Origin of the sequence: Mycobacterium cookii, assembly GCF_010727945.1 — a bacterium.
GTDB lineage: Bacteria > Actinomycetota > Actinomycetes > Mycobacteriales > Mycobacteriaceae > Mycobacterium > Mycobacterium cookii.
In genome coordinates, this window is record NZ_AP022569.1 from 1,692,890 (window position 1) to 1,719,587 (window position 26,698).

A 26,698-nucleotide genomic window follows, 5' to 3' on the forward strand; every position below is an offset into this window, starting at 1 on the left:
GAGTAGCCTCAGGGCCGCCGGTCCAATTCCTCGGCCAGTGTTTCGGCTGTGCGCCGGTGGCCGGAGAGCTCGAAGCCGCAGACGGCCGCCGCAGGTGCTGCCGTCACGACCAGCAGGCAGAGCGGAGTCGACACGCCGGCAGCCGCGAGGGCCACCGCGCCGCCCAGCACCGCCAGCGCCATCAGCACGACCGATCCGTAGAACCCGTCCCAGGCATGGGTCAGCAACAAGTAGGTACCGAAGACGGCTCCGACGTAGGCGCCGACCGGCACCGCCACCGCGAGGACCGTGGCCACCGAACTCAGCGCGGACCGGTGCTCGATGGAGTCCGCGGCCGCATGCAGGCCGGCGCCGGTCGCGACAATCGAACCGAACACCGCGATGTGCAGGTAGCCGTAGCCGAACGAGCGATCGCGATGCGCGTGCAGCAGGTCGGCGGCCGGCATCACGAAATAAACCCACCACATGCCGAAGGTCAGACCGGTTCCGGCGACCGCCACCAGTACGGCGTCGGTCGACCAGCCCTGTTCGGCGACCACCGCCGACAGCGACGCGACCGTGCCCACCACGCCTTCGCCGAGCGCGATGATCGTCAGCAGCCCATTGCGCTCGGCGATGTGGTGCGCATGCCACGGCGTTCCACCCATCCGCTTCTCGGCAAGCAGTGGGCCCGTCACCTCAAGTCCGATCATCACAGCGAAAAGGGCAAAGGTGATACCCAGCGACGTGTTGACGATCGCGATCGCCACCCAACCGAGCTGAGCGACGGTGATGGTCACGGCGTAGGTCAGGCAGGCGGCCCTTCGGTCCGGGTCTTGCCTGGCGGCACGCAGCCACTGGATCACCATCGCGATCCGCATCACCACGTAGCCGGCGACCAGGGCCCGGCTGTCCACGTGCGCGCCATCGGCGATCGAGGCGAACACCTGCGGAATCCCCAGTGCGAGCACCAGAACGCCGACCATCTGCAGCATCGTCGTCACGCGGTAGACCCAGTCGTCGGTGTCGTAGGCCGACGCGAACCAGCTGAAATTGATCCACGCCCAGGACACCGCGAACGTGGCGAAGCTGAAGCCGGCCAATCCGCCACCGACATGACCCGTTGCCAGCATGTGCGCGAATTGGGACGCGGCGACGCCGAAGGCGATGACGAAAGTCAGGTCGAACAGCAACTCCAGCGGCGTCGCCGCCCGATGCGGCTCGTGCGGGTCGCGGCCGGACATCGGGCGGAGCCGGTGCGCAAGGTCCACTTTCGGCCGGCGACCGCCGGATTCGCTCACCGGGACATTCTGACCCACCCGCACGGCGTGACAGTCGGCACGCACCACATTCCGCGGGTTTTCTCGGTCACTCTGTACGATCCTCCCCATGCCGCTGGTCAGTGGAGCGACTGCCGCCGGATTCTGTATCGTCCGGCAGCTCGAATACACGGAGTTCGGTGAACTTTATGTGGCCGAGCACCCGCGGCTCCCACGCCTTCAGCTGCTACAGCTGATCCCTGCCGAGATTTCGGCCGACCTGGACTATCGAGAAGACTTCAACCAGGAGACGGACCTCGCCGCGACGCTATGGCACCCGAACATCCTGGGGCTGACTGACCGTGGCGAATTCGAGGACCAGCTGTGGATCTCGACGGACTACCTGGAAGGCGGGGATGCGGCCCAATTGCTGGGCGACAACCATCCCGATGGCATGCCGCCGAAGTTGGTGGTCGAGATCGTGTCCGCGATCGCAGAGGCGCTCGACTACGCGCACGATCACGGCGTGCTGCACCATCACGTGAATCCGGGCACCATCATGGTCGGCAATGCACCGGCCGACAAGCGAAGAATTGCCTTGTCGGGCTTCGGCGTTACCCGACCCATCCGCGACAAAGGCAACACCCTGACCCGGGCCAACCTCTTCATCGGCATGGCAAGTTACACCGCTCCGGAGCGGCTGCTGGACGACGCGGTCGACGGCCGGGCTGATCAATACGGCTTGGCGGCCAGCGCATTTCACCTCTTGACCGGAACACCACCGTTCGCACATTTCAACCCCACAGTGCTGGTCGGCAAGCAGCTCAACGAACCACCGCCGAGGCCAAGCGACATCAGACCCGATCTGACCGAATACAACGCGATCTTCGCTCGCGCGCTCGCCCAAGATCCGGTGGACAGGTTCCGGCGATGTCGAGACTTCGCCCGCGCCTTGGAGTTGAACGGCGGCAAGCGATCACACCCGCGTGCGACGGCCGACTTCTCCGTCGCTTCGGACCGCCAGGACGCCGAAACCACCGCGATGCCCGCCGCACCGACGCCCAGCGCGGCGCCGATGAACAATGGAACGGCGCCGACCGAGCCCGCGCCGCTCGCCGCTCCCGTCACCGCAACCGCGAAGGCGTTCGCCCCGGCACCGGTGCCGCCGAAGCCTGACGAGGTCACCACCTCCACAGAAAAGGTGGTGACGGACCTCGACGACGACGAGCATGCGGCGCGGAGTCGCCGGAAAAAGCAGACCGCGGCGATCGCCGGGACGATCCTGGTCGTCGTGCTGGCGTGGTTCCTCGGCGTGCGTGCCCTGCGCACCGCCTCGCACTCCGACGACACGCCAACGAGTGTCGAGACCTCCGCTGAGCCCGCGACCCCGGCGCCTTCGCCGATGGCGCCGCCGCCGCAAGTAATGACACCCCCACCGCCGGTCGTCACCACGCCGCCGGCGGTCACGACCAGCAGGGTCACGCCGACCGTCACGACCACACCACGGACCAGCGCCGCCGAGACCACCCGGACGAGCACCACCCCATCGAAGCCGACGACCACCCCGACGACGGCTCCGAGCGGGCTGGACACCCGGCCCGCACTCGGCATGCCCTGCGGACCGGAGCAGTCCGGCGCGTCAGCGGTCTCGAACGGGGGCGGGCCGGTCAATTGTGTGAGCACACCAGGCGGATTCGCCTGGGAGCCGCCCGGTCTGCAGCCCGCAGGCTGACCAAAATCCGACTCTTCTGTCCCAGCTTCTTGTAATTGCTAAGTTTATAAAGATACCGTCAGGAAAAGTACGACCGACGGTAGAGGACCGCTGATGGAACGCGACCAACTCATCGACCTGACCCGCCGTGCCGTGAAGTTGGCACGCGACAAGACCACCGATCTGGCGCCGGCCGAGCACATCGTCCCGGCCGGCAACTACACCTCGGTCGAGCGCCACCGGCGCGACGTCGAGATGCTGATGGCGAGTCCACAACTGGTCGGCTATGTATCCGAGCTGCCGACGCCCGGGTCCTATTGCACCAAGACGGTGATGGGACGCTCGGTGCTGTTGACCAGAACCTCCGACGGGGCGGTCAAGGCGTTCAACAACGTCTGCCTGCATCGGCAATCGCAGGTCGCCACCGGCTGCGGCACCGCCAAGCGGTTCACCTGTCCCTATCACGCGTGGACCTACGACAACACCGGGCGACTGATCGGGCTGCCCGGACGAGAGGGCTTCCCGGGTGTGCAGGTGCGTTCCGACGGGCTGACCGAGCTGCCCGCCGCCGAGTTCGCCGGATTCCTCTGGGTCGCACTCGATCCCGGTGCCACGCTGGATGTCGCGACGCATCTGGGTCCACTCGCCGAGGAGCTCGACTCGTGGGGCATCGGCCGCTGGTCACCGCTTGGCGAGAAGGTCCTCGATTCGCCGATCAACTGGAAGCTCGCGGTCGACACCTTCTCGGAGAACTACCATTTCGCCACCGTCCACCGCGACACCTTCGCGACGATCGCGCGCAGCAACTGCACCGTGTTCGATGCGTTCGGGCCGCATCACCGGCTGATCTTCCCGCTGAATTCCATTCTCGATTTGGACGATGTGCCCGAAGAACAGTGGAATCCGTTCCAGAACATGGTGGTGATCTACGCGCTGTTCCCGAACATCGTGCTGTCGGTGACCATCGCCAACGGAGAGCTGTTCCGGATCTATCCGGCCGACGAGCCCGGTAGATCCATTACCGTGCACCAGAATTCGACGCCGTTGGACACGTCCGACGAGTCCGTGGCCGCCGGCGCCCAGGCCGTCTTCGACTACGCCCACTCCACCGTGCGCGACGAGGACTACCGCCTCGTTGCGGGTCTGCAAGCCAACCTGGAGTCCGGTGTCCGGGACCATTTGGTGTTCGGCCGCAACGAGCCGGGCCTGCAGCACCGCCACATGTCGTGGGAGTCGTGGTCAGCTGTCGACGGCTAGCGCCTCGATCAGCGCCTCAACCACAGCGTGGCTTTCTGCAGGTAGCTCAGTAAGCCTGGTCTGCAACAGCTTTCGCGCTTTCGATCGATGACCCGCGGCGATCATCGGCCGTATCTCGTCGCTGAGGTCCTCGGCGGTAGTGGCCAGCACGTCGATCAACTCCCAGTCGCGGTACAACGCGAGCGAGCGTTCGTTGAACGCGAACCCGCTCACCGGTTCTCCGCGCATCGTCCCGTGATAGCGATACGGCCCTTCCATGTATTCGATCGGCAGGCCGTGCGCCGGGGCGGCCACCAACGGCTCCCCGGTGAGGTCCAATTGCAGACTGGCGCAACGCAGCCGGTGCCGATCGGGCATGAACCGCGCCGGCGCGAGCGGCTTCAGCAGCGGGCGAATCTCGTTCGGCCATGGCACATAGCTGAAGGTGTCGACCTCGACGTCCTCAGCACACTCCGGAGCCATCTCCGGGTCGGGATAGCTCACCGTCACACCCGTAAACGGTTGCGGCGCATTGCCGTCCCGGCGGTCGAACTGCCGCCAGATGCTCATGTCGACCCCGTTGTCCAGGTTGATCGTGCGCCATTCGTGCGACCTGGCCCGCGCGTCTCCCCCGGATCCGCCACCACCGGCGTATTTGGGAAACCACTGCCGGTCGACGTGTCCCGCTTTGCCGCTGACCTCGTCGTGCACGTCGCCCCAGCGCAGGGTCCCGCTCATCACCATCCCGGTCTGAAAATACGAGTAGGTGTCGTCCTGACCGAAGCAGGTGATCTTTCCGTCGCCGGCGCCGACGGGAACCGGCGCGCGGGTCGGGGTGACGGCCAGATCCAGCGCCATCGACTGGCCGGCCTGATCGGTGCCGCGCAGGCTGACTGTGTAGGTGTAAGGCCGCAATTCGCCATGCTCGTCGCGACAGGCCGTCCACGTCACCGGCCCGGCGCTGCTGTCGTAATGGATGTCGAGGTGGCCGGCCGCCATCGACATCTTCGGTTTCGCCCCCGGCTCCATGTTCTTCGGCGGCATGTCGTAGTCGGTGTAGGTTCCGTATTCGCCGGTGTCGCAGTCGAATAGGGACATCGTGTAGAAGTCGGCGACCACCGTGCCGCCCGGGCGGTTCTTGTTGAAGATCGTCAGGAACGCAAATGTCCGCCCCGTCGCGCCGGTCAGCTCGCCGGCGATGAACCAGGTGTCGGATTCCTGGTCGGCGTGTTCGCCCTCGGCGGCGGGGAAATCCATCGTGTCAGTGCCCGGCACCAACCGGAACGGGTACGTACGCCAGTCGCCATCCGTGGTCACCCGAAGTTCGTCGCTCACGTTGCCTTCACCGTTGAAGCAGGCCGACATCGGGCGGCCCGGCTTTTTTGCTATGTTAGCATCAATAGCGATTTTTGCCGTCGCCTTTCAAAGGTGGTGCCCCAATGCCGGAAGCCAGTGACCACCGTTGCTACGACCAGCTTTTCATCGGCGGACACTGGCGTAAGCCGTCCACCGAGCAACGGTTGACAGTCATTTCCCCGCATTCCGAAAAGCCGATCGGTGACGTGCCGGCGGCGACTCCGGACGATGTCGAGGCTGCCGTGGCCGCGGCCCGGGAGGCATTCGACCACGGGCCCTGGCCCCGCCTCGATGTCGGGGAGCGGATGCGCAAGATGGAACAGCTTGCGACGATCTACGGTGGCCACCTCGACGAGATGGCCGACCTGATCACCGACGAGATGGGCTCACCGCGCAGCTTCAGCCGGCTGGGCCAGGCCGCCGCGGCGGTCTCGATGATCCACCTTTCACTCGCGGTGGCCCGCGACTTTCCCTGGGTCGAGCGACGGCACGGTGTGCTCGGCGAAGTGCATCTGCGCCGCGCCCCGGTCGGTGTGGTCGGCGCGATCGTGCCGTGGAATGTGCCGCAGTTCCTGATCATGCCCAAGCTGATTCCCGCGCTGATCGCCGGCTGCACGGTGATCGTGAAACCAGCGCCCGAAACACCCTTGGACGCTTTGTGGTTGGCCGAGATGATCGAGCAGCTGGATCTGCCCGACGGGGTGGTGTCAATACTTCCGGGCGGCACCGATGTCGGCGAGGCGCTGGTGCGTCATCCCGGCGTCGACAAGATCTCGTTCACCGGATCGAGCACGGTGGGCCGCCGGATCGCCACGCTGTGCGGCGAGCAACTCAAGCGGGTGAGCCTGGAACTCGGCGGCAAGTCCGCAGCGATCATCCTCGACGACGCCGACATCGACAAGACCGTCCGGGAACTGAAGTCCGCCAGCCTGATGAACAACGGCCAGGCCTGCGTCGCCCAGACCCGCATCCTGGTCAGCGAACGGCGCAAAGACGACGTGATCGACGCGTTGGCCGGCATGATGTCGAGTCTGCGGGTGGGCGATCCGACCGACGAGACCACCGACATCGGGCCGCTGGTCGCTCAACGGCAACAGGCGCGCGTGCAGGACTACATTCGATCCGGGGTCAAAGAGGGCGCCCGCATGGTCCTCGGCGGCGAAGACGCACCACACGACCAGGGCTGGTATGTCCAGCCGACGCTGTTCGCCGACGTCACCAACGACATGCGCATCGCGCGCGAGGAAATCTTCGGGCCGGTGCTGAGCGTGCTGACCTATCGCGACGAGGCCGACGCAATCCGCATCGCCAACGACAGCGACTACGGTCTGGCCGGATCGGTGTGGACCGCCGACGTCGCACACGGCCTCGACGTGGCCGCCAGCGTGCGAGCCGGCACCTACGGCATCAACATGTACACGCTCGACGTCGGCAGTCCGTTCGGTGGTTTCAAGCAATCCGGCATCGGCCGCGAGTTCGGCCCCGAGGGCCTGCACGAGTATGTCGAATTGCAGTCGGTGATCGCCAAGGGAGCGATGCCGCCGCTGCCCAGTTAAGCCAGCCGCAGCGTCAGCTCGACGGGGCAGCACAACTCGCCGCGCTGATTGACGATGTCGATCTGCACATCCACGAGTCCCGGTGCAGGCTTGGCGACGACCCGGCCTCGGCTCACCATCGTGTCGCCGGCGTAGATCGAACCGGCGAGCCGCATCTTTCGCCGCACCACCCGACTCTGGGGCCCGGCCCACTCGGTCGCGACGCGGTCGGCGAATCCGGCGAGATGCATGGTGTTGACAAAAATTCCTGGGTGGCCTTGCTTTTCGGCGTAATACGGGTCGAAGTGGACCGGGGTGTAGTCCCAGGTGGCTCCGGAGTTCATCACCACCCGTTGGTAGCTGATCTCGTCGCGAACCTCAGGGAGGTCCGACGGGACGACGATCGCGTCCCAGGTGATCACGACGCCCCCGGGACTCATGCGCCGCTCCTCCTCATCGCTTCGCTCTGCATCGTCGCCGCCGCAGGGGTGAACCGGAACAATGTGTTCCGGTTGGTCGCTACGACCGCACCATCCTGACGGGTGAAGGTGTCCAAGGTTTCGATGAAATGCCCGACACCGAGCTTGGTCTGCTTCTCCGGTGATACCGACACCACCTGTTCGACGATGGTGAGCCGGTCGCCATCGAGGATGGGCAGCGGAAACTCCGCATCGTTTGCGGCGTTCACGATGGTGGTGCCGGGCAGCGGAACCCGGAGCGCAATCGCCGCGACCGGCGGCCGTCCACCCGGTTCCCACGGCACCGGAACCAGCCAGCCCATCAGCAGCGCCGGCGGCGCCAGCAGCCCGCCCCAGGTCTTGGTCGCGAAGTCAGCGTCCCAGTACGACGGGTTGCCGTCTTGCACTGTGGCAGCGAACATTTGGATCCTCGCGGCGCTGACCACGGTTCCGGCCACCCTCGGTTCGGAGGTCACGCCGACCATGCGGAGGGCGTCCTCGTAGGTGCCGAACGCCAGCTTGTAGCTGATAGGCGTCGACGTCACGCCGAGACCGGCACCGAATCCCACTGCAGCTCACGGGAGGTGAAGTACCAGCCGCCCCGCTCGTAGATCAGCTCGTCACGGTAGCTGCCGGTGGCTCGCAACGCCGTGCCGCCGTCGGCGCCGGCAGCGAACAACAATGCGACGCAGCGTTGCGTCGCATTGACGCCGTCGACGGTGATCTCGTGGTCGACAGTGACCAGGCGTCCGTTGCCGCCGTCGAAAGCGTCACGCAGGTCGGCGTATTCGTTACCGTCGCGGGTGAAGCTGGCACCCGAGTGGCGGAACGTCGCGATCCATCCGTTACGGTCACCTGAGGAGTAGCACCGGTTGTGTCGCGCCGTCAGGTTCAAGATGGCGTCGCGCGCCGCCGTCGCGTCGAGGACGAACTGCTGCTGGTAGGTCATGGCCATCTGTTATCTCTTTCCTTTATCACCGACTGACGATGTATCCGTGGCATTCGCGGTCCCACGCGGTGGGCCCGGCACCCCGGGCGCGGAGAACGTCTTTGCGTACCCGCCCGATGATGGTCTTCGGCAGCTCGCTGACGACTTCGACGTACCGCGGCACGGAGAAGTACGGCATCCGTTCGCCGCAGAAGTCCAGCAGCTCAAAGTAATCCAGCTCTTCATCAGGCCGGGCTGTGATGAACAGCAGCACATCGTCCTCACCCAGGTCGCTGGGCACCCCGACCACGGCCGCCTCCAGGACCGCGGGATGCCCGAGCACCACGCTCTCGACTTCGACCGACGAGATGTTCTCCCCGCGGCGGCGCAGCGAATCCTTCACCCGGTCGACATACGTCAGGTTGCGGTCGCCGTCGAAGACACCGAGATCGCCGGTCCGGAACCACTCCGGGTGCGGGTCGACGCCGATGCCCGACGGGTTGACGTAGCCCTCGCTCATCACATGTGGGTGGCGGGGGCGGCACGCGATCTCGCCCACCGACCCGTCCGGCAGCGGCACGCCGTCCGGGTCGACGATTCGCACGTCGAAACTGGGGTTGGGCCGGCCCGACGTTCCGGGCACCCCGTCGTCGGACACGCCTTTGACCGCGATCGGGAACGCCTCGGTCAGGCCGTACATGGTGACAATCCGGCAGTCGTAACGCTTTTCGATGTCGCGGTAGAGGGCCGCGTCGATCGGTGCCGCGGAGATGAATCGCAGCGGCAGTCGCGCGTCACGGAGATCATCGGGCTGATTCCACAGCATGGAGACCATCGCGCCGGCACCGACGAATCCCGCGGCGCCGCAACCGCGCACCTCGTCCCAGACCGAGCCAGGATGAAACGCCGGGGCCAATACCGTTGTGCCGCCGACGAGCATCGGCGCCAGCACCGCGGGTGCGGCGCTGAGATGAAACAGCGGCATCGCCGTCCACAACACCTCACCGGCGCCGAACTGCCAGGCCGAGGCGACGGTCGCGGCCGTGGTGAACAGGTAGTGCCACGTAGTGGCCACCGCCTTGGACGCCCCGGTCGTGCCCGAGGTGAAGAACAGCGACCCGATGTCCGCCACGTCGCCCACATGCTCGGCGACCGCGGAATCGTTCTCGCCGAGTGATTCAGCGTCGACCACAACGGTCACCGCATCGGGTAGCACCTCGGCCACCCGCTGCTGCCGTTCGACGTCGGTGACAATCACTTTCGCCCGCGACAAGCGAAGCGCGTGCAGCAGGAAGTCGCCTTTGTTCGCCACGTTCACCGCAGCGGCGACCGCACCGATGCGGCCAGCGCCCAACCAGAAATAGACCCACTCGGGGCAGGTCGCAGCGAACAGCGCAACGCCGTCGCCCGGTTCAACACCCAAGTCCGACAGCCTGTTTGCCGCTGCGCAGGACCGCCGTCGCATCTGCTCGAAGGTCACGTCGGTACCGTCGATCGTCATCATCACCCGGTCCGGAAACTGCTCGGCGCGTGCATCGAGCACCGCCGTGACGCTGAACCGGTCGACACCGAAATCAGCCGGGCCGGGGGCCATCAAGCTCCGCTAAACCTTCGCAGCCGCCGGGTCAGGCTCGCCGTCGGCGTTGTAACCGAAGTCGTCGGGCGAGGACTCTTCGCCTGGATAGAAGCGATGCGCCCAGCGCCGCAATGCCGCGTAGTCGTGTGCCTCCTCGGGCGCGAGGTTCGGCTTCTCCAGGTACTTCATGTTCTCCCAGGTGAAGAAGTCCTGCTTGATGACTTCTTGTTGCAGCGCGAGGAATTTCGCGGCGCGACCGGTTGGCGCATCTCCGGTGTCGCCGGGCTCGCGGACGGAAGCCTGGGTGTAGAAGTAGTCGGTGTAGTCCTCGTCGACCGGGGTCTGCCCGGTCACCTCGATGGTGGCCACGAGATCGCTGGGGAAGCGGACGATGCCCAATCCCAGCGAATAGTTGTCGTAGACGATCTTGGCGTCGACCGGCCCGTCCGGGGTCAGCCAGGTCTGCGCGCGGCCGCCGCCGAAGTGCGCGCTGACGGTGGCGTGCAGGTGATAGCCGGATACTTCGAAAGAGGTGGTGTTCGCCGGATTCGCGGCCTTGTGCACGTACTGCACGTGGTACGGGTCGGCGGCATTCTCGATGATCATCTGCGCGTGCACCTTGACCCGGTTCAGCATGCGGCTGTGCGGGTGCAGCGGGTAGTACTCGCCGGTTTCCAATTCGGGCAGCACCGGTGGCTGCCAGTACGGCGCCCGGCCATGGCGCTCATGCCAGACCAGGATGAAGCCGTACCACTCGGTGCTGTGGTAGGTCCGCACCCGGACGTTGTTCTTGCAGCCGATCTTGCTGTACGGGATCAATGCGTTGGTGCCGTCACCGCGCCACTGCCATCCGTGCCACGGGCAGACGATGTTCTCGCCCTCGACCGTGCCGCCGACGCCCATGTTGGCGCCGAGGTGCTGGCAGTAGGCGTCGAGCACGTTCACTTCGCCGGACTCGGTGCGAAACAGCACCATCTCCTCGCCGAAGTAGTGCGCCCGCTTGACTTGCCCGGGGGCCAAGTCCGAGGCGAAGCCGACGATGAACCATCCGGTCGGGAAGCGGTACGGCGACAGGCTGATGCCGCTCGGCCCGAATTCGCGTTCCGATGGGTCGATGGAGGACTCCGAAACCGTGTCCGTCACTAATCTCTCCGTTCCCGCGCAGCCGAACGGGCGCGACCACGCTTACGCCCACCACGTGGTGGCAGACTCCGTCTATTTTTACTATTTTAAGCATTGAACGTCAACGCACCGGTCGGCCCACAGTAGTCTGAGTTCGCCGACCGGCTCCCCTTGCGGTGTAGGCGTCCGAGTGAATCGAGGTTGCGGATGACGGTGTCGACGGTCGATCTGTCCGATTTCGACTTGTGGCGCAATGGCTTTCCCGACGATCTGTTCGCCCAGCTGCGCCGTACCAGACCGCTGTTCCGGCACGGGCTCACGCCGGGTGTGGCCAAGACTGTCAAACGCGATTTCTGGATCACCACCAAGCACCGGCACGCCGTGCGGCTGCACCGCGACGCCGAATCCTTCACCGCCGGCGACGGACCGCTGATCCAACCAGCCGCCCTGTTCGCGTCCTATCCGACCATCATCACCTTGGACCCACCGGAACAGAGCAAGCACCGAAAACTCATTTCGAGCGCATTCACGCCGCGGGCGATCGCCAAGCTCGAGGACGGCATCCGGGCCCGCGCGTCACGAATGATCGACGAGCTGCTCGTCCGCGGCGGCGGCGACTGGATCGACGATGTGGCCGACGCGCTCCCGATGACCGTCATCGGCGACATCATCGGTATCCCGGAACAGGACCGCCCGCGCATCTTCGACGGTTTCGACCACATCCTCAAGGTGCAATCCAAAGGCGCCCAGATGGACACCGACGTGTTCGCGACGATCTTCAGCTACGCCATGGAGCTCACCGCCGAGAAGCGGCGCAACCCAGCCGACGACATCTGGAGCACGATCGCCTCCGGTGTCATCACCGGCGACGACGGCGAGCAATTCAGCCTGGCCGCAAACGAACTCGAATTCTTCTTCTTCGTGCTGGCCTTCGCCGGCAGTGATACGACCAAGAACGCATTGGCCATCGGCTTGCAGGCGTTCGTCGCCAATCCCGGCCAGATCGAGCGGTATCGCGACGACGAGGCACTGCGCTCCAGTGCTGTCGAGGAGGTGCTGCGCTGGGCGTCGCCGGTGGCGTACTGGACGCGCTCCACCAAAGTCGACATCGAGATGGACGGTCAGCACATCCCCAAGGGCGAGCGGGTGGTGTCGATGCTGCGTTCGGCGAACCGCGACGAGGAAGTCTTCGACTCGCCGTTCACCTTCGACATCGGCCGCCAGCCCAACCCGCATGTCGCGTTCGGCGGCGGCGGTGCGCACCACTGCCTGGGCGCCATGCTTGCCCGCGCCGAGATCCGCGCCGTGCTTGATGAACTGCTCCTGCGTTGCGACGCCATCACTCTCGGTCCGGCCGAGGTGTCCTATCCGAATCTGACCACCAACATGTCGATCTACGACGCCATGCCGATCACGCTGGCCGAGAGATGATTACTCGATAAGCCGCAGCGCGGCCTTCGGACACTGGTCGACCGCCGCTGCCACGTCGATCTCCAGATGCTCCGGCACCTCGCCGTCGGCGACGTGCACGACGTCGGACTTCCCGATAACGAAGATGTCCGGCGCCAACGATTCGCAGAACCCATTGGCCTCGCACAGACTTTCGTCGACGATCACTCGCATCGTCTCGCCTTCTCCTTTCACAGACCCTTGGGCCGGGTGCCTATCACCCCGGCAATTGCCAGACGCGCGAGGTCCTGATCACTGACCCCACACAGGTCCCGCAGCACTTCGCCATTGTGCTCGCCGAGCGTCGGAGGCGGGCGCATCAGCCATTCACGTTCGCCGCCGAGCGGAGCAAAGGGCGGGCGGGGGTAGCGACCGGGCCCGGTGCGCGGGTGGTCGAGCGTCTCGAAGAACCCACGGTCACACAGCTGGGGATTCTGGGTCACCAAAGACGGCGAAACGACCGGAGCGGCCGGAATGCCCACGGCGGCAAGCTTATCCACGACGCGGCTCAATTCCTGGGCGGCGAACCAGTCTTGCAGATTGCGGTCGATGTCGTCGGCTCGTTCCCGCCGCCCGGCGATCGTGGCGAACTGGTCGTCGTCGCTCCACGACGGGCGGCCCATCAGCTCGACGAGTGCCTTCCACTGCTGGTCGGTGTGCACGGCGACGGCGATCCAGTCGTCCGCACCGGCGCAGCGGTACAGGTTCTGCACGGCCTGACCATGTCCGCGATTGCCCTGGCGGCTCAGCGTGACACCGAACACCTCGGCCTCCATCGGCTGAATCGCGGTGGCGTTCATCACCGTTTCGATCATCGGCAACTCGACGAGTTGGCCTTCTCCGGTCCGGGCCGCGTGCGACAGCGCCGCCGTCACCGCGAAAGCGGCATGCACACCGGCCAGCGGATCACAGGCTCCCCTGGGCGGGATGGGTGGTCCGTCGGGCAGCCCCGTCACCCACGCCAGCCCGGCGATCTGCTCCATGGTCGGCGCGAACCCGACTCGGTCGCGCCAGGGACCGTCCAAACCGAACGCGGGCATCCGGGCGACCACCAGTCGCGGGTTGACCGCCAGCAATGCGTCGGCGGTCAGACCGAAATGGTCCATCACCCGCGGGGAGAAATTCTCGATCACCACATCCGCGCCGGCGACCAGCTGGTTGAACAGGCGACGGCCGTCGTCAGACGCCAAATCCAATGTCACCGAACGCTTATTGGTGTTCATGGCGTGGAACACCCAGCCGTATTCCCACCAGTCGTCGACGTCTTTTCGCATGCCGCCGGAGTACCGGATGCCGTCGGGACGCTGTATCGACTCCACCTTGACCACGTCGGCGCCGAAGGCCGCGAGCAGGTGGGTCGCGGCGGGGCCGGCCCAGAACGCGGTGAGGTCGACCACGCGTACACCGGCGAACGGCAGTTGCGGATCTGACGGTGGCTCGGCGTAGGCGCGTCTCGGCCACCGCGCAGTGTCGTCGGCCTCGCCCGGCGACGGCGCGCTGCGCAGCGGCGCGGGCTGACACCGTGACATCAGCCACGGGGTCCGCGGCTGGTGAAAGCCCGCCGGGTTCCGCACGAAAACACCCCGCTCTTGCGCGTAGGCAGTCTCCCGGATGGTGGCCCCGTTGCCCAAGGCCGCGATCGGCAGCCGGAACAGTTGCCCGAGCTCGACGATCTCCTCGACGGTGCGTTCGGCCAGCCACGGCCGGATCCGCTCGCGGATGAAGTCGCGATGTGCCCACCGCCCGATCTGGAAACTGAGCTGCGGGAGTTCGGTCAGCTCGGGACAATCGACCATCGCGGCGAAGTCCAGCCATTGCTGGCCGGTAACCATGGTGATCCCGATGTAGCCGTCTTTGGCCGGTTCGATCGACGGCACTTCGACGGTCCGCGACACCGGCGGCACCTGCAGCAGCTGGGAGTGCAACCACTCGCCACTTTGCATCAGCGTGATCGCCTCCAGCATGGACAGATCCAGGTGCTCGCCTGGTCCGCCCTGCTCGACGCGGCGACGCAACGCCAGCGCGCCGAAGGCGGCGAACACTCCACCCATGTACTCCCCGAGGTCACCACCGATCGAGATCGGTGGTCCGGCGGGGTCGCCGCGGAATCCGGTCAACCCCGACCATGCCTGCAGGGTGAACTCGCTGGCGGCACGATCGGCGAACGGCCCGGTCCAGCCGAAGTCGGAGATGGTGACGACCACCGCCCTGGGGAACTCCGCGCGCAGTCGGTGCGGGTCGATGCCCAGCTCAGCCGCCTGTGATCGATTGGCTGTCAGCACGATGACATCGGCACCCGCCAGCTCGGAGCCGAGATCTGCGACGGGCCAGGTCAGGCTCCGTTTGCCGGCGTTGAGATAGCCGAACAGCGGTGAGTCTGTCCCGTCCGGTACCGGCGAGCCGCTCGCGGTGAACCGTCGCAGCGAATCTCCTTGCGGTGGCTCGATTTTCCTGACGTCAGCTCCGGCATCGACCAGAAGCTTTCCGCAGTAACTGCCGGCGATCCGGTTGCTGATCTCCACAACGCGGACGTCGTCCAGCGGTGTCGGTCGGCCGTCGTGCCCGTCGCTCACCCTGTATCCCATTCGCGTTCAACCGTGCTCTTGACCAGCGCGGCTATTATGCCATTACTGCTAAGATTGCAGTAAATGGAGTTCGCGGGTGCGGCGCCGTGACTCTGACCGATCGTGCCGCTTCTGGAATCGGATGACTGCGCTGGGAATTGGCCCCGAGGCGCGACGCCGTTTGTCTGCGCCGCGGATCGCCGAGATCGTCGCCGACGAGCTGCGGCGTCAGATCATCGACGGCGAATTGGCCGACGGCGATTTGCTGCCCCGTCAGGAAGTGCTCGTCGAGCAGTTCAACGTCAGCCTGGTCTCGCTGCGAGAGGCGCTGCGCATTCTGGAAACCGAGGGCCTGGTCTCGGTTCGGCGCGGCAACCGTGGCGGTGCCATCGTCCATGCCCCGGCCAAGACCAGCGCCGCCTACATGCTGGGCCTGCTGTTGCAGAGCGAGTCCGTCGTCGTCGCCGATCTGGGAACGGCGTTGCTCGAGCTCGAACCCGCCTGCGCCGCACTGGCCGCTCAGCGATCCGACCGCGCCGACACCATCGTGCCCGAGCTCAAGGAGATCAACTCCGCGATGGAGACGCATCTGGAAGACGGGCCCGAATTCACCGAAATCGGCCGCAGATTCCACGATTCCGTCGTCCACGGGTGCGGCAACCGCACCATCATCGCCGTCGTCGGAACCCTGGAAACGCTGTGGACCAGCCACGAACAGCAATGGGCCGACGAGAGCGCCGCGAAGGGGACCTATCCGTCGCTGACCGAACGGCGCGCAGTCCTGAAGACACACGTCAAGCTGGCCGACATGATCGAGACAGGCGACGTGGACCGGGCGCGACGGATCGCCGCCCGGCATCTGTCCGATACCCAAAGTCACGTTCTGGCCGCCGGGCCGGACCAACGCATCTATGCGGTGTCGCCGCAAGCGTTGTCCCGCCCGCGGGACAACCGTCATCTGTAAATCGTGGACGAGTTGATCGGTGCGCGAACCGCACTGGTGACCGGCGGTAGCGGCGGAATCGGCAAAGCCTGTGCCGCCACGCTCTGCGAACTCGGTTACGACGTCGTGCTTTCCGCGCGCCGCGTCGACCCACTGCGGGCGGCGGCCGACGAGATCGGCGCGCGCTACATCGCCGCCGACGCGTCCGATCTGGAAGGCTTCGCCGCGGCGATCGGCCCGCTGGAGGTGATCGATCTGGTCGTGCACGCGGCGGGCACGCTCGGCGGAACCTATGCGCGCAAGCAGACTTTCGAGCAGTGGCGCACGATCATGTCGGCCAATCTGGATTCGTGCTTCGTGGTGACCTCGGCCGCGCTGCCCAAGATGCGCGCCGGCTCACGGTTCATCTTCATCTCGTCCTCCGCGGCACACGAACCGATGATGGCCCGCACCGCGTACTCGGCGTCCAAAGCGGGGATGAACGCCTTTGCCCGCGCGTTGGCGACCGAGGTCGACCGGGACGGCATCGCCGTCCATATCGTGACGCCCGGCCCGGTGGAAACCGATATGCTGCAGGATGTTCCGTTCGAGATGAACGCCATCCAGGTCACCGATGTCGCCGAAACCGTGGCCTGGCTCGACACCGTCGACCCGTCGGTCGATCTGCCGGAGATCCGGCTGTCCGCGGTGCCGCGCGGACCGTTCGCCCGCAAACCCGTCGTGCCCACCGAGGTCCTGCGCCGGGCCGCGCAAAGCTAGCCGACGAAGTTTTTGATCACCGTCTCGCCGAACTCGTGCAGCGATTCGGGTGCGGCGAAATCGGCGAACCAGACGTAGAAACGCTCGACGCCTTGACCGGACAATTTCGAGAAATGTCCGGACAATTCTTCGGCGTCGCCGCAGACCAGACCCGATCCGAGATTTCCGAAATGACGGGTGCTTCTCTCCCGCACCTTCTCGGGATCGCTGCCCTCGCGCACGAAACCGATCATCTGCTGGATCGAGATGCGAGCCGATCCGGTGGCAGGCGCCAACTCTGCTAGCCGGTCGATCTGGTGGGCCGGGATGTTCCACCAATCTGCATATCTACGAACGAGTTCCATGATCCTGCGTCCGGCCCCACCCAGGACCAGCGGTATCGGATAGGTGGGCAGTGGCGACTGGGTGTCGGCGCCGGCATCGCCGTGTCCCCAATACTGGTTCATCACTTCGAGGTGGCGTTCGAGTTGTTCGACTCGTGCCACCGAATCTTGTTGTCCGATATCGAATCTAGTGAACTCTGCGGGCCAAGAGCCCGAGCCGAGCCCGAGTTCGAACCTGCCCTCTGACGCCTCCGACAGCGTCACGGCCTGTTTGGCCAGCACCGCCGGATGACGGAAGGCGTCGCAGAGCACCAGGTGACCGATTCGCAGCTGTGTGGTCCTGGCGGCGATCCAGGTAGCGACACCCATTGCCTCCCAGATGCTTTCGTTGGGGAGCCCGGGCGCCTCGAGGTGGTCGATGAACGCTATGCCGGTGAATCCGCTGGCCTCGGCGCACTGCGCCCGTTCGACGATGTCGGCGACCGGGACCCTCACCTGCGGCATAAACAGGTACCACTCGGCCATTGCCAACCTCCGTACGAGAGTGCTCAGCACGACGCCGCAACGATTGACGTTTGTCGCGCTAGTTTACTATTTTTATTATGTTAGGGGCCTTATGGACGTGGGACTGAATTCGGGTCAGCTGGCGCTGCGTGACAGCGTGCGCGACGTCCTGCGCACCGAGTGCCCGCCGGCAATCGCCCGACAGGCCATAACGGATCCCCAGCGCTGGCGAACGGTGTGGAAGACCGTCGTCAACCTCGGCTGGACCGAACTCGCCGTCCACGACGCCGACAACGACGACACGTTCGGCCTGCTGGATCTCGCCGTGGTCCTCGAGGAGTGCGGCGCGGCGATCGCACCCATTCCGCTGCTGTCCAGCGTCGGCCTGGCCGCGGGCGTCCTGCGCCATGCCGGCCCCGCGGTCGCCGACGTGCTGAGCGAGATCGGCGGCGGCGCCGTGGCCGCACTGGCCGTTCATCCGCCCGGGTATCGACTGCCCGGGGTGCCGATGACGCTGCAGCACGGGCGCGTGCACGGGCACGCCGTCGCGGTGCCCGGCCTCCCCCGCGCAGAGCTGGTCGTCACGCTGGCCTCGTCGCCGGACGGGCCGGTCGCCGCCGTTGTGCGTGTCGGCGACGGTGTCGCCGTGCGCGAGGCCGAAAGCACCGATCCGGCGCAACCGGTCGCCGACGTCGAGATCGACGCCGAGCCGGTCGCCTTCGCACCGGTGGACCTGGAGTCAGCCTTGGCCTCGCCGTTGGTCGCTGCGGCCGCCGACCTGGTCGGTGTGGCGAGCGCGGCTCTGGAACGCTCCGTCGAGTATGCGAAGTCGCGGCGTCAGTTCGACAAGCCGATCGGGGCGTTCCAGGGCATCAAGCACGCGCTGGCCGACAACTATGTGGCGCTCGAGCGGGCCCGCGGTCTGACCTACGCGGCGGCAGCCAGACTCGACGACCCGACCACACCGCCGACGGCGGGCTGGAATGCGGCCGCACTGGCCAAGGCGGCGGCCGGGGAGGCAGCGGTCGGCTGCGGCCGCACCGCGGTGCAGGTTCACGGCGCCTTGGCGCAGACCTGGGAACACGACATTCATCTGTATCTGCGGCACGCGTGGCAAGGGGCGTCGACGCTGGGCGACAGCCGTGCGCTTTACCACGCCGTGGGCCGTCGCTTCGCCGGAGGCACGGCGTGACCACTCTGACCGAGGAATACGCCGCCTGGCTGACCGACTTTCTGCCGGGCGACTACTACGAGCGCTATCGCGAATACCGCTGGGACATCGAGCTTCGGCGCGCGCATCAACGCGCGGCGTTCGAGGCGGGCTGGTTGCAGCCCACCTGGCCGCGCGAGCACGGCGGCCGCTCGCTGGGTTTGGCCGAGGCCATGGAGATCCGGCTGGAAGCCGCGATGCGGTCAGCGCCCAAGCTGCCCAACGTCGCCGGGCCGGGCGTCGCCGCGCCGGGTATCCGCCAGTTCGGGACTCCCGAACAAGTCGATCGGCTGCTGGTCCCGCTACTACGCGGCGACGAGTGGTGGGCGCTGGGCATGTCGGAGCCAGAAGCCGGATCGGACTTCGCCTCGCTGCGCACCCGCGCCGTGCGCGACGGCGATGTGTTTCGGGTCAAGGGGCGCAAGATCTGGACGACCCAGGCGCACCTCTCCAAATGGTGCACACTCTATGTCCGCACCGATCCCGACGCGCCCAAGCACCGCGGAATCTCCTGCCTCATACTCGATCTCGAGTCCGCAGGCATCACCATCGAACCGATTCGCATGTCGTCGATCTCGGATGAGACCTTTTGCGAGGTCCTGCTCGATGACGTCGAAATCCCGGCCGCCAATCTGCTCGGCCCGTACAACGGCGGCTGGCAGGTGGCGATGTCGTCGCTCAACCATGAGCGGCAGATGATTTGGATCATGAACTGGGTGGAGATCCAGCGCGGACTCACTTGTGTCCGCGACGCTGGGACCACCCACGACGACTACGCCTCCGGCGAGGTCTTTACCGAACTCGGCTCGCTGCTCGCCGACGCCGAAGCAGTGCGTGCAACCGGGTATCGCGCGCTCAACAACGAACTCGACGGGCGTCCCAGCCCGGAGGGTGACATTCTCAAACTGCTCGGTTCGCAGACACTGCAACGTGTTTGGGAGCTCGCCGCAGCGGCCGCCGGGCCGCGGTCGATCGACGACACCGACCTTCTCTTCGAACGTCAGGACGGATTGGCGGCCACCATTTACGGCGGGACCTCCGAGATCCAACGCAACATCATCGCCGAGCGACTGCTCGGACTGCCGAAGGGATGACGATGGATTACGACCTCGGCGCCGACGCCGTCGACCTCAGAAAGCGCCTCCGGGAGTTGATATCCACGCACATCCCCGAGGGCTTCCTCGGCGCCTGCACCGACGACCCGCGCGACCTCGCGACCACCGAGTCGTTCTGCAAACTGCTCGCCGCCGACGGGCTGCTGGCCCTGGCCTGGCCCAAAGAACACGGCGGCGGCGGTGGTTCGGTGTGGCAGCAGACTGTCCTGCGCGAGGAGATGTGGGCACACCACGAACCCCGCGGCGCGCAGTACATGGGCATCAACTGGGTCGGGCCCGCGCTGATGCGGTACGGAACCGCCGAACAGAAGGCACGGCACCTGTCGGCCATCGCGGCCGGCGAAGTGATCTGGTGTCAAGGGTTTTCCGAGCCGGAGGCCGGAACCGATCTCGCGTCGCTGCGCACTCGCGCCGTTGCCGACGGTGACGGCTGGCGCGTCACCGGTCAGAAAGTGTGGACGTCCTACGCCCGGATGGCGTCCTGGTGTGTGTTGGCGGCGTGCACCGACCCGAACGCGCCGAAACCCAAGCGGCTCAGCCTTTTTCTGGTTCCGATGGACCGGGCCGGCATCACCGTGCGGCCGATCCGGTCGATGCTGGGACCACATCACCTCAACGAGGTCTTTCTCGACGACGTCGAGGTGTCAGCCGACGAGGTTCTCGGCGAGGTGGGCGACGGCTGGCGGGTGATGCGCGAAGCACTCGCCTTCGAGCGGGTCGGCATCGCCCGCTATGCCCGGTGCGAATCGTTGCTCGATCGAATGCAGGCCGAGCTCGGCGACGACTGGGACCGGTTGCCCGAGTCGATCCGCACCCGCTGGGTGCGGGCACTCATCGACCTGAGGGTCGCCCGGCTGCTGGCCTACCGCGCGGTGTCGCTGCAGGACGACCCGTCGGCCGGGGCGGCAGCCAGCGCCGCGCGCATCGCGACCACCACGTGCGACCAGCAGGTCGCCGAGTTACTGTTCGACGTGCTCGGCCCGACCGCGTTGGACAGCGGCTCGTCGGCACCGTTGCACGGCGCGATCGAGGACCACTGGCGTTACGCCCAGGCCGCCACCGTCGCGTCGGGAACCATCGAAGTGCAGCGGATGCTCGTCGCCCGCGAAGCTCTAGGAGGCAACGGATGAAAACCGCTCTGCCAGAAGACATCGCCGAGTTCAGCGCCGTCGCCGCCAAACGGTTCGTCCGGTTCGGCGGCCCGCAGACCGCCCTGCAGGCAGAGACCGAGGACACGCTGCGTCAGGACGCTCGGACGGCCCTGTCCGATCTCGGTGCATTCGACCTCGACGTCCGATCGTCCGCCGAGGACCTGTTGGCCGCCGCGGTGCTCTGCCAGGCTGCCGGCGCGACGGCGCTGCCCTATCCGCTCGTCGACGAACTGCTGGCAATCGACGGCGCCCGACTCGCGCTGGTGAATCCGGAAGCGCCGCGCATCGACCACGGCGACCTGCCCGGCGACTGGATCGCCGCCGATCTCGACGGCACGCGCTACCAGGTACAGCCGTCATCGAGGACGACAGCCAAACTCGGGCCGTTCCTGGTGCCCGCCACGTTGGGCCAGCCCGACGGCAGGGTGCCGGCAGCCGACATCGATCTGCATCTGAACCTCGGGTCGTGGCGGATCCTGGGCGCGGTGCAACAGGCTCTCGACATCACCCGACGACACGTCGCCGACCGGATGCAGTTCGGCAAGCCGCTGGCCGAATTTCAGGCGGTCCGCTTCACTGTCGCCGATGCGTCCGTCGCCGCGCGCGGGCTCTCGGAACTCGCCAAGTACACCATCAGCCGGACGGATTCCACACCGGCGCAAGTGCGTTCGGCGGATGCCCTGATACTTCGGCTCAAGGCCGCCGACACCGCACGGCAGGTGCTGCGCACCGCGCACCAACTGCTGGGCGCGCTCGGCTTCTGCGACGAGTCCGATGTCAGCGTGCTCGACCGGCATACGCAGTCATTGATCCGCCTGCCCGTCAGCAGCGAGGTGCTCGCGATGCGCCTGACGTCGGGTGTGGCTGGCGGCCAATTCGAGACGTTGTTCTCAGGACCGGTGTCGGCGTGAGTACCCAGACGGCCTCGACCGGGGTCCCCGGTACTGGACCGGACGACGGAATCCCCTTTGGCACCAAGCTAGCTCAACTCGCCGAACAACGACCTGACGACACTGCCTTAACCGTCATCGCGCGCGACGGCACCGCCCACTCGATGACCTTCGCCGAACTGGATCGCCGGGCCAATCAATGGGGGCGAGCACTTGCAGCGGCCGGTGCGCAGGTCGGTTCGCTTGTCGCACTGGCGATTCCTAATTCGCAGGAATTCATACTCGCCGCATTGGGCTGCTGGAAGGTCGGCGCCGTCCCCGTTCCGATGCGCTGGGACCTGCCCGATTGGGAGCGGTCCCGGGTGCTGGAAGTCATCGACCCCATCGTCGTCGTCGACGATCACACCCGGGACGCGCTGGCTTCGCGTGCCGCCGCCGAGTCCGACGGCCCGCTTCCCGAGGTGGTCTCCCCCCACGCCAATGGCATCTGCAGCAGCGGATCGACCGGCATGCCCAAGGTCATCCTGACTCTGGCGCAAGGGGTTTGGACGCCGGAATCGTCGTTTCCGTTCTTGGCGGCGTGGGCTCCGACTCCCCAGCCACAGACCATCCTGGTTCCCGGGCCGATGTACCACACCAACGGCTTCTCACCGCTCACCTACCTGTTGGGCGGGGATCGACTGGTGGTGCTCGAAAAGTTCGATGCGGCAACCGTTGTCGACGCGATCGAGCGCTATCGCATCACCAACTTCACCGCCACGCCAACCATGCTGGCGCGTATCGCGGCCCTTCCCGATATCCGCGAGCGAGATCTGTCCAGCGTCGCCTGGATCCTGCAAGGTGCGGCGGTGATGCCGCACGCGCTGCTGCATACCTGGTTCGAGTTGCTCAGCCCCGAGCAAGTCGTGATGGCGTACGGGATGACCGAGAATCTGGGGTTGACCGCACTGCGCGGCGACGAGTGGTTGGCCCATCGCGGCAGTGTCGGTCGGGGCTTCCGCGACACCGAAGTTCAGATCCTGGGCCTGGACGGTCAACCGGTCGGTGTGCATGAGCACGGTGAGATCTATCTGCGCTCACCGATGAGCGCCGGTTATCACTACCTCGGTGGAGCGCCGCTGCTGCCGTCGACGCCCGACGGGTTCCGCACCGCCGGCGACATCGGTCACGTCGACGCCGACGGATATCTCTACATCGCCGATCGCCGCAGCGACATGATCATCACCGGCGGTGCCAATGTCTTTCCCGCAGAAGTGGAATGCGCGCTCGTCGAACACGAGTTGATCATCGACGTCGTCGTCATCGGCCTGTCCGACCCGGAGTGGGGCCGCCGGGTGCACGCCGTGATTCAACCGGCCGATCCGGTGAACCCGCTGGCTGAGCATGAGGTCATCGCCTACGCGAAGACCCGACTGGCCGCCTACAAGGTTCCCAAGACGGTGGAGTTCGTCGACGAGATTCCCCGCACGGCGGCGACGAAGGTCAACCGCTCGGCGATGATCGAAGCCCGCGGCGGCTGAGCGCCGCTTGAAGCTGGCCCAAGAGCGGCCCACCGTTGGGCTACCAGCAACGTGAAAATTATTCGACGATTTGGCGGATAAGCACGCCTGAGGACTATCTCGCGCTACCTTACAAATGCCTAAGTTAAACCTCAGATTCTTTCAGGATCCGACTATGGCTCAACGGCCTAGCAAGCGGCATCGTCGGCCGCGCCGGGCAAAGGCGTGCCGGCATCGTCGGTCGGCCGGTCTGGTTGCGGCTGCCGGGGCGTTTCTCGGCGCGGCGATGACTCCGCTGGTCACCGCGCCGGTAGCCCATGCCGACGAGTTTGACCTGGTCATTGACCCCATCATCAACTCCATCGCAGGTTCCCTTGCGAGTCTGGCCGGTCTTGATTCCGTGCCGGGTGCGGATGCCTTGGCCGGTCTGGATATGGGCGGCCTGGTGGCGCCTGCCGCCGATTTAGCCGGTAGTAGCAGCCTTGGTGTCGGTGCTGCGGATTCGGCATTGACGGCGGCGTCCGATCCGTCCCCTGCAGCTAGTTCGTTCGACGCGATGCTGCAGGCGGACGCGCAAGAGTGGATCACCAGCCAATCCGGTGCGGCGTACGACGCTCAGCTCAATACGCTGTGGCACGACGTTGGTGGCAGCGGCATCCTGATCGGCAACGGCGCCAACGGGACGCCGGACTCCACATTGGCAGCGGCCAATGGCGAGGCCGGCGGGCTGTGGTTCGGCAACGGCGGCAACGGCGCCACCGACGCGCTAGGCCAGGGCGGTAACGGCGGGGCCGGGGGGCTGATCGGTAACGGTGGCAACGGCGGGGACGGTGCCGATGGCGGCAACGGCGGCAACGGCGGGAATGCCGACCTGGTCGGTGACGGCGGCAACGGCGGGGATGGCGGCAACGGCGCCGACGGCGCGGCCGGCAGCACCGGTGCGACCGGAACAGCCACCAGCCCCGCGGGCGGTGTCGGCGGCAACGGCGCGGCCGGAGGTGCCGGCGGTGCCGGCGGGAACGGCGGCAACGGCGGGTCGATGTTCGGTAACGCCGGTAACGGCGGCAACGGCGCCGACGGCGGCAACGGCGGCGGGGGCGGGGTCGGGGGCGGTGCCTTCGACGTCAGCACGGGCTCCGGGGGCAGCGGCGGTGACGGTGGGAATGGCGGGGTCGGCGGCCAAGGCGGTAGCGGCGGTACCGCCGCTAGCGGCACCGGCGGCAACGGCGGCGGTGCCGGCTCCGGCGGCAACGGTGGCAGCGGCGGCGGCCCCGGCCAAGGCGACGAGAACTTGAGCCACAATGTCTCCTTCGGCAGCGGCGGCAACGGCGGTGCCGGCGGCAATGGCGGCTCCGCCGGCGATGGGGGCAACGGCGCGGCAGGCGACAACCCCGGTTTTTCCGGCGGCAACGGCGGCGACGGCGGCCAAGGTGGCCAAGGTGGAGCAGCGGCCCAACATAACGGCAACATCGGCTACTACGGATTTAACGGCAGCGGCGGTCCCGGCGGCGATGGCGGCGTCGGGGGCAGCGGCGGCAATGGTGGCACCGGCATCAACAGCATCGGCGGCAACGGTGCCGACGGCGGCAACGGCGGGGCAGCCGGCGCGGGCGGGGCGCCAGGCGACGGCTACCACGACGGGCCTGGTATCGACGGGCCAACGGTCGTCGGCACCGGCGGCGCCGGCGGGGAGGGCGGCGCGGCGGGCTCCGGGGGCAACGGCGGGCAAGGCGCCATCGGCTTCAGCGCCGGCAGCGGGGGCAACGGCGGCCAAGGCGGCGCCGGCGGGGACGGTGCCAGCGGCACTGATGGCTACATCCAAGGCATGAATGGCGGGAATGGCGGGAATGGCGGCACCGGCGGCGCCGCTGGCAACGGAAGCACCGTCGGCAACGCCGGCCCGGGGGGCAACGGCGGAAACGCCGGTGACGGCGGCAGCGCCGCGTACGTCGGCTCCGACGCCTACGGCGGTGCGGGCGGAAACGGCGGCGACGGCGGTAACGCCGGCGCCTCTGGCACCACCGCCAATGGCGGCGATGGCGGAAACGGCGGCACGGGTGGCAGCGGTGGGCCCGTCGGCACGCCCGGCATCAACGGCGACGGCGGTGCGGGTGGCACCCCTTACGGCACCGACGGCACCCCTAGTGTGGCCAACGCAACCGTCCCGTTGACGATGAACAATCTTCATCAACCGCTCGCATACATCTCGGTAAACGGCGGACCGCTGGAGCCCGTAGTCGTTGACACGGGATCCACCGGTCTTGTTATCGAACCCCAGTACGTCCCAACACAAAACCTCGGCAGCGACGTCTATTCGGGTTCCGCCGGTTACAGCGGGGGGCTGACGTACTCCTACGACACGTATGACACCACGGTGGGTTTCGGAAGTGGCATCGTCACCTCGCCGACCGCCGTTGACCTCGTCACTCCAGCGTCGACGCCGGCGTTCGAGCAGTACTTTGCTTCCACCGGCGCAGTCGGCGTTCTGGGCATTGGGCCGGATAACGGGTTCCCTGGCACCAGCACAGTGATCGCGGCATTGCCCGGCACTCTTGGTCAGGGTGCGCTGATAAACGAATCCCAGCACGTGCTGGAGTTCGGCCCCAACCCACTAACCGGCACCGTGTCGATCGCCGGAGCGCCGACTGCCATCCTGGACGTAAGGATCGGTGGCGGACCTCTCGAACATGTCTCCGTCGCAATCGATTCCGGCGGCGTAAACGGCTTCATCCCGTCATCAGTGCTCGATACCGGTCAAACTTCCGGAATCGTGCCGGCGGGAACAATCATTTCGGTCTACACCAGCAACGGTGAGACGCTGCTGTACTCATACACGACGACCGGGACGGACGGGCCATACGTTACGACGGGCAATGCGATAAATACCGGGTATTTTCCCTTCAACCTGGGACCGGTGTACATCGCCGAAAGCCCCAGCGGCTTCGGGACGACAACCTTTGATTCCTGACGCGCCGACCCCGGCGGGTTATCATTGCATATCCGGGTCCTTGGTAATCGATTGCCTTCTGCTGCAGCATCATTCGCAACCCTTACCCGTTCTTTTGGACTTGGTCAACAGGTCCGACCGCGAGTGGGGACGTCGGGCACGCCGTGGTCCAAACGCACCGTCG

Annotated in this window: 22 protein-coding genes; 12 read left to right on the forward strand and 10 right to left on the reverse strand. The window is 66.5% G+C overall.

Features of this window, described 5'->3' with window-relative positions; genetic code table 11:
• Positions 1 to 8: 8 nt before the first annotated feature.
• Positions 9 to 1,223 carry a low temperature requirement protein A gene (locus G6N27_RS07950; protein ID WP_163781507.1) on the reverse strand — a complete coding sequence of 405 codons (1,215 nt, stop codon included), beginning with the start codon at positions 1,221 to 1,223 and terminating at the stop codon, positions 9 to 11.
• A gap of 145 nt (positions 1,224 to 1,368) precedes the next feature.
• Between G6N27_RS07950 and G6N27_RS07955 the strand changes: the two genes are divergently transcribed.
• A complete protein-coding gene (locus tag G6N27_RS07955; RefSeq protein WP_163775844.1) occupies positions 1,369 to 2,970 on the forward strand; it encodes a serine/threonine-protein kinase in 1,602 nt (533 codons plus the stop codon).
• Between the two features lie 93 nt (positions 2,971 to 3,063).
• Positions 3,064 to 4,206 carry an aromatic ring-hydroxylating oxygenase subunit alpha gene (locus tag G6N27_RS07960; protein WP_163775845.1) on the forward strand — a complete coding sequence of 381 codons (1,143 nt, stop codon included), beginning with the start codon at positions 3,064 to 3,066 and terminating at the stop codon, positions 4,204 to 4,206.
• Here G6N27_RS07960 and G6N27_RS07965 read toward each other — a convergent pair.
• A complete protein-coding gene (locus G6N27_RS07965; protein ID WP_232065017.1) occupies positions 4,189 to 5,442 on the reverse strand; it encodes a lipocalin-like domain-containing protein in 1,254 nt (417 codons plus the stop codon). The two genes, G6N27_RS07960 and G6N27_RS07965, sit on opposite strands and share 18 nt — an antisense overlap.
• A 182-nt stretch (positions 5,443 to 5,624) precedes the next feature.
• Here G6N27_RS07965 and G6N27_RS07970 point away from each other — a divergent pair, with 182 nt between their 5' ends.
• A complete protein-coding gene (locus G6N27_RS07970; RefSeq protein WP_163775847.1) occupies positions 5,625 to 7,097 on the forward strand; it encodes an aldehyde dehydrogenase in 1,473 nt (490 codons plus the stop codon).
• Here the strand turns inward: G6N27_RS07970 and G6N27_RS07975 are convergent.
• Genes G6N27_RS07975 through G6N27_RS07995 form a run of 5 tightly spaced genes read right to left on the reverse strand, consistent with a single transcriptional unit; the run spans position 7,094 to position 11,181 of the window.
• Entirely contained in the window at positions 7,094 to 7,516 is a 423-nt protein-coding gene (locus G6N27_RS07975) for a MaoC/PaaZ C-terminal domain-containing protein (RefSeq protein WP_163775848.1), read from the reverse strand. The genes G6N27_RS07970 and G6N27_RS07975 overlap by 4 nt on opposite strands.
• Positions 7,513 to 8,019, reverse strand: a complete 507-nt coding sequence (locus tag G6N27_RS07980; protein ID WP_163781509.1) for an FAS1-like dehydratase domain-containing protein — start codon at positions 8,017 to 8,019, stop codon at positions 7,513 to 7,515. The genes G6N27_RS07975 and G6N27_RS07980 overlap by 4 nt, the downstream gene beginning before the upstream one ends.
• A 56-nt stretch (positions 8,020 to 8,075) precedes the next feature.
• Positions 8,076 to 8,489, reverse strand: coding sequence for a nuclear transport factor 2 family protein (locus G6N27_RS07985; RefSeq protein WP_163775849.1), 414 nt, complete (start codon positions 8,487 to 8,489; stop codon positions 8,076 to 8,078).
• Positions 8,490 to 8,508: 19 nt separating this feature from the next.
• A complete protein-coding gene (locus G6N27_RS07990) occupies positions 8,509 to 10,056 on the reverse strand; it encodes an AMP-binding protein (protein WP_163775850.1) in 1,548 nt (515 codons plus the stop codon).
• 9 nt (positions 10,057 to 10,065) lie between these two features.
• Positions 10,066 to 11,181 (reverse strand): Rieske 2Fe-2S domain-containing protein, encoded by a 1,116-nt coding sequence (locus tag G6N27_RS07995; protein ID WP_163775851.1) that lies wholly within the window; start codon positions 11,179 to 11,181, stop codon positions 10,066 to 10,068.
• Between the two features lie 186 nt (positions 11,182 to 11,367).
• On the opposite strand from G6N27_RS07995, the gene G6N27_RS08000 reads away from it, so the two are divergent.
• A complete protein-coding gene (locus G6N27_RS08000; RefSeq protein WP_163775852.1) occupies positions 11,368 to 12,591 on the forward strand; it encodes a cytochrome P450 in 1,224 nt (407 codons plus the stop codon).
• Here the strand turns inward: G6N27_RS08000 and G6N27_RS08005 are convergent, their stop codons facing one another.
• Positions 12,592 to 12,783 (reverse strand): ferredoxin, encoded by a 192-nt coding sequence (locus G6N27_RS08005; protein WP_163775853.1) that lies wholly within the window; start codon positions 12,781 to 12,783, stop codon positions 12,592 to 12,594.
• Positions 12,784 to 12,800: 17 nt separating this feature from the next.
• Positions 12,801 to 15,194: a CaiB/BaiF CoA transferase family protein gene (locus G6N27_RS08010; RefSeq protein WP_163775854.1), complete on the reverse strand. Its 2,394-nt coding sequence runs from the start codon at positions 15,192 to 15,194 to the stop codon at positions 12,801 to 12,803.
• A gap of 121 nt (positions 15,195 to 15,315) precedes the next feature.
• Between G6N27_RS08010 and G6N27_RS08015 the strand changes: the two genes are divergently transcribed.
• Complete coding sequence (locus tag G6N27_RS08015; RefSeq protein ID WP_163775855.1) at positions 15,316 to 16,137, forward strand: FadR/GntR family transcriptional regulator; 822 nt, start codon at positions 15,316 to 15,318, stop codon at positions 16,135 to 16,137.
• A 12-nt stretch (positions 16,138 to 16,149) separates the two neighbouring features.
• Positions 16,150 to 16,875, forward strand: coding sequence for an SDR family oxidoreductase (locus tag G6N27_RS08020; RefSeq protein WP_232065019.1), 726 nt, complete (start codon positions 16,150 to 16,152; stop codon positions 16,873 to 16,875).
• On the opposite strand, the gene G6N27_RS08025 is transcribed toward G6N27_RS08020, so the two are convergent.
• The gene (locus G6N27_RS08025; protein ID WP_163775856.1) at positions 16,872 to 17,723 is read right to left on the reverse strand and encodes an LLM class flavin-dependent oxidoreductase; all 852 of its coding nucleotides are present in this window, start codon (positions 17,721 to 17,723) and stop codon (positions 16,872 to 16,874) included. The genes G6N27_RS08020 and G6N27_RS08025 overlap by 4 nt on opposite strands.
• A 91-nt stretch (positions 17,724 to 17,814) precedes the next feature.
• Between G6N27_RS08025 and G6N27_RS08030 the strand changes: the two genes are divergently transcribed.
• The 6 genes from G6N27_RS08030 to G6N27_RS08055 all read left to right on the forward strand — a co-directional run bounded on the left by G6N27_RS08030 (position 17,815) and on the right by G6N27_RS08055 (position 26,535).
• Positions 17,815 to 18,894, forward strand: coding sequence for an acyl-CoA dehydrogenase family protein (locus G6N27_RS08030; RefSeq protein WP_163775857.1), 1,080 nt, complete (start codon positions 17,815 to 17,817; stop codon positions 18,892 to 18,894).
• Positions 18,895 to 18,899: 5 nt separating this feature from the next.
• A complete protein-coding gene (locus G6N27_RS08035; protein WP_179963385.1) occupies positions 18,900 to 20,006 on the forward strand; it encodes an acyl-CoA dehydrogenase family protein in 1,107 nt (368 codons plus the stop codon).
• Between the two features lie 2 nt (positions 20,007 to 20,008).
• Positions 20,009 to 21,157 (forward strand): acyl-CoA dehydrogenase family protein, encoded by a 1,149-nt coding sequence (locus G6N27_RS08040; protein ID WP_163775859.1) that lies wholly within the window; start codon positions 20,009 to 20,011, stop codon positions 21,155 to 21,157.
• Positions 21,154 to 22,089: an acyl-CoA dehydrogenase family protein gene (locus G6N27_RS08045; RefSeq protein ID WP_163775860.1), complete on the forward strand. Its 936-nt coding sequence runs from the start codon at positions 21,154 to 21,156 to the stop codon at positions 22,087 to 22,089. Before G6N27_RS08040 ends, G6N27_RS08045 begins: the two co-directional genes overlap by 4 nt.
• Positions 22,086 to 23,588, forward strand: coding sequence for a class I adenylate-forming enzyme family protein (locus G6N27_RS08050; RefSeq protein ID WP_163775861.1), 1,503 nt, complete (start codon positions 22,086 to 22,088; stop codon positions 23,586 to 23,588). Before G6N27_RS08045 ends, G6N27_RS08050 begins: the two co-directional genes overlap by 4 nt.
• Before the next feature lie 154 nt (positions 23,589 to 23,742).
• Entirely contained in the window at positions 23,743 to 26,535 is a 2,793-nt protein-coding gene (locus G6N27_RS08055; RefSeq protein WP_163775862.1) for a PecA family PE domain-processing aspartic protease, read from the forward strand.
• Positions 26,536 to 26,698: the final 163 nt, after the last annotated feature.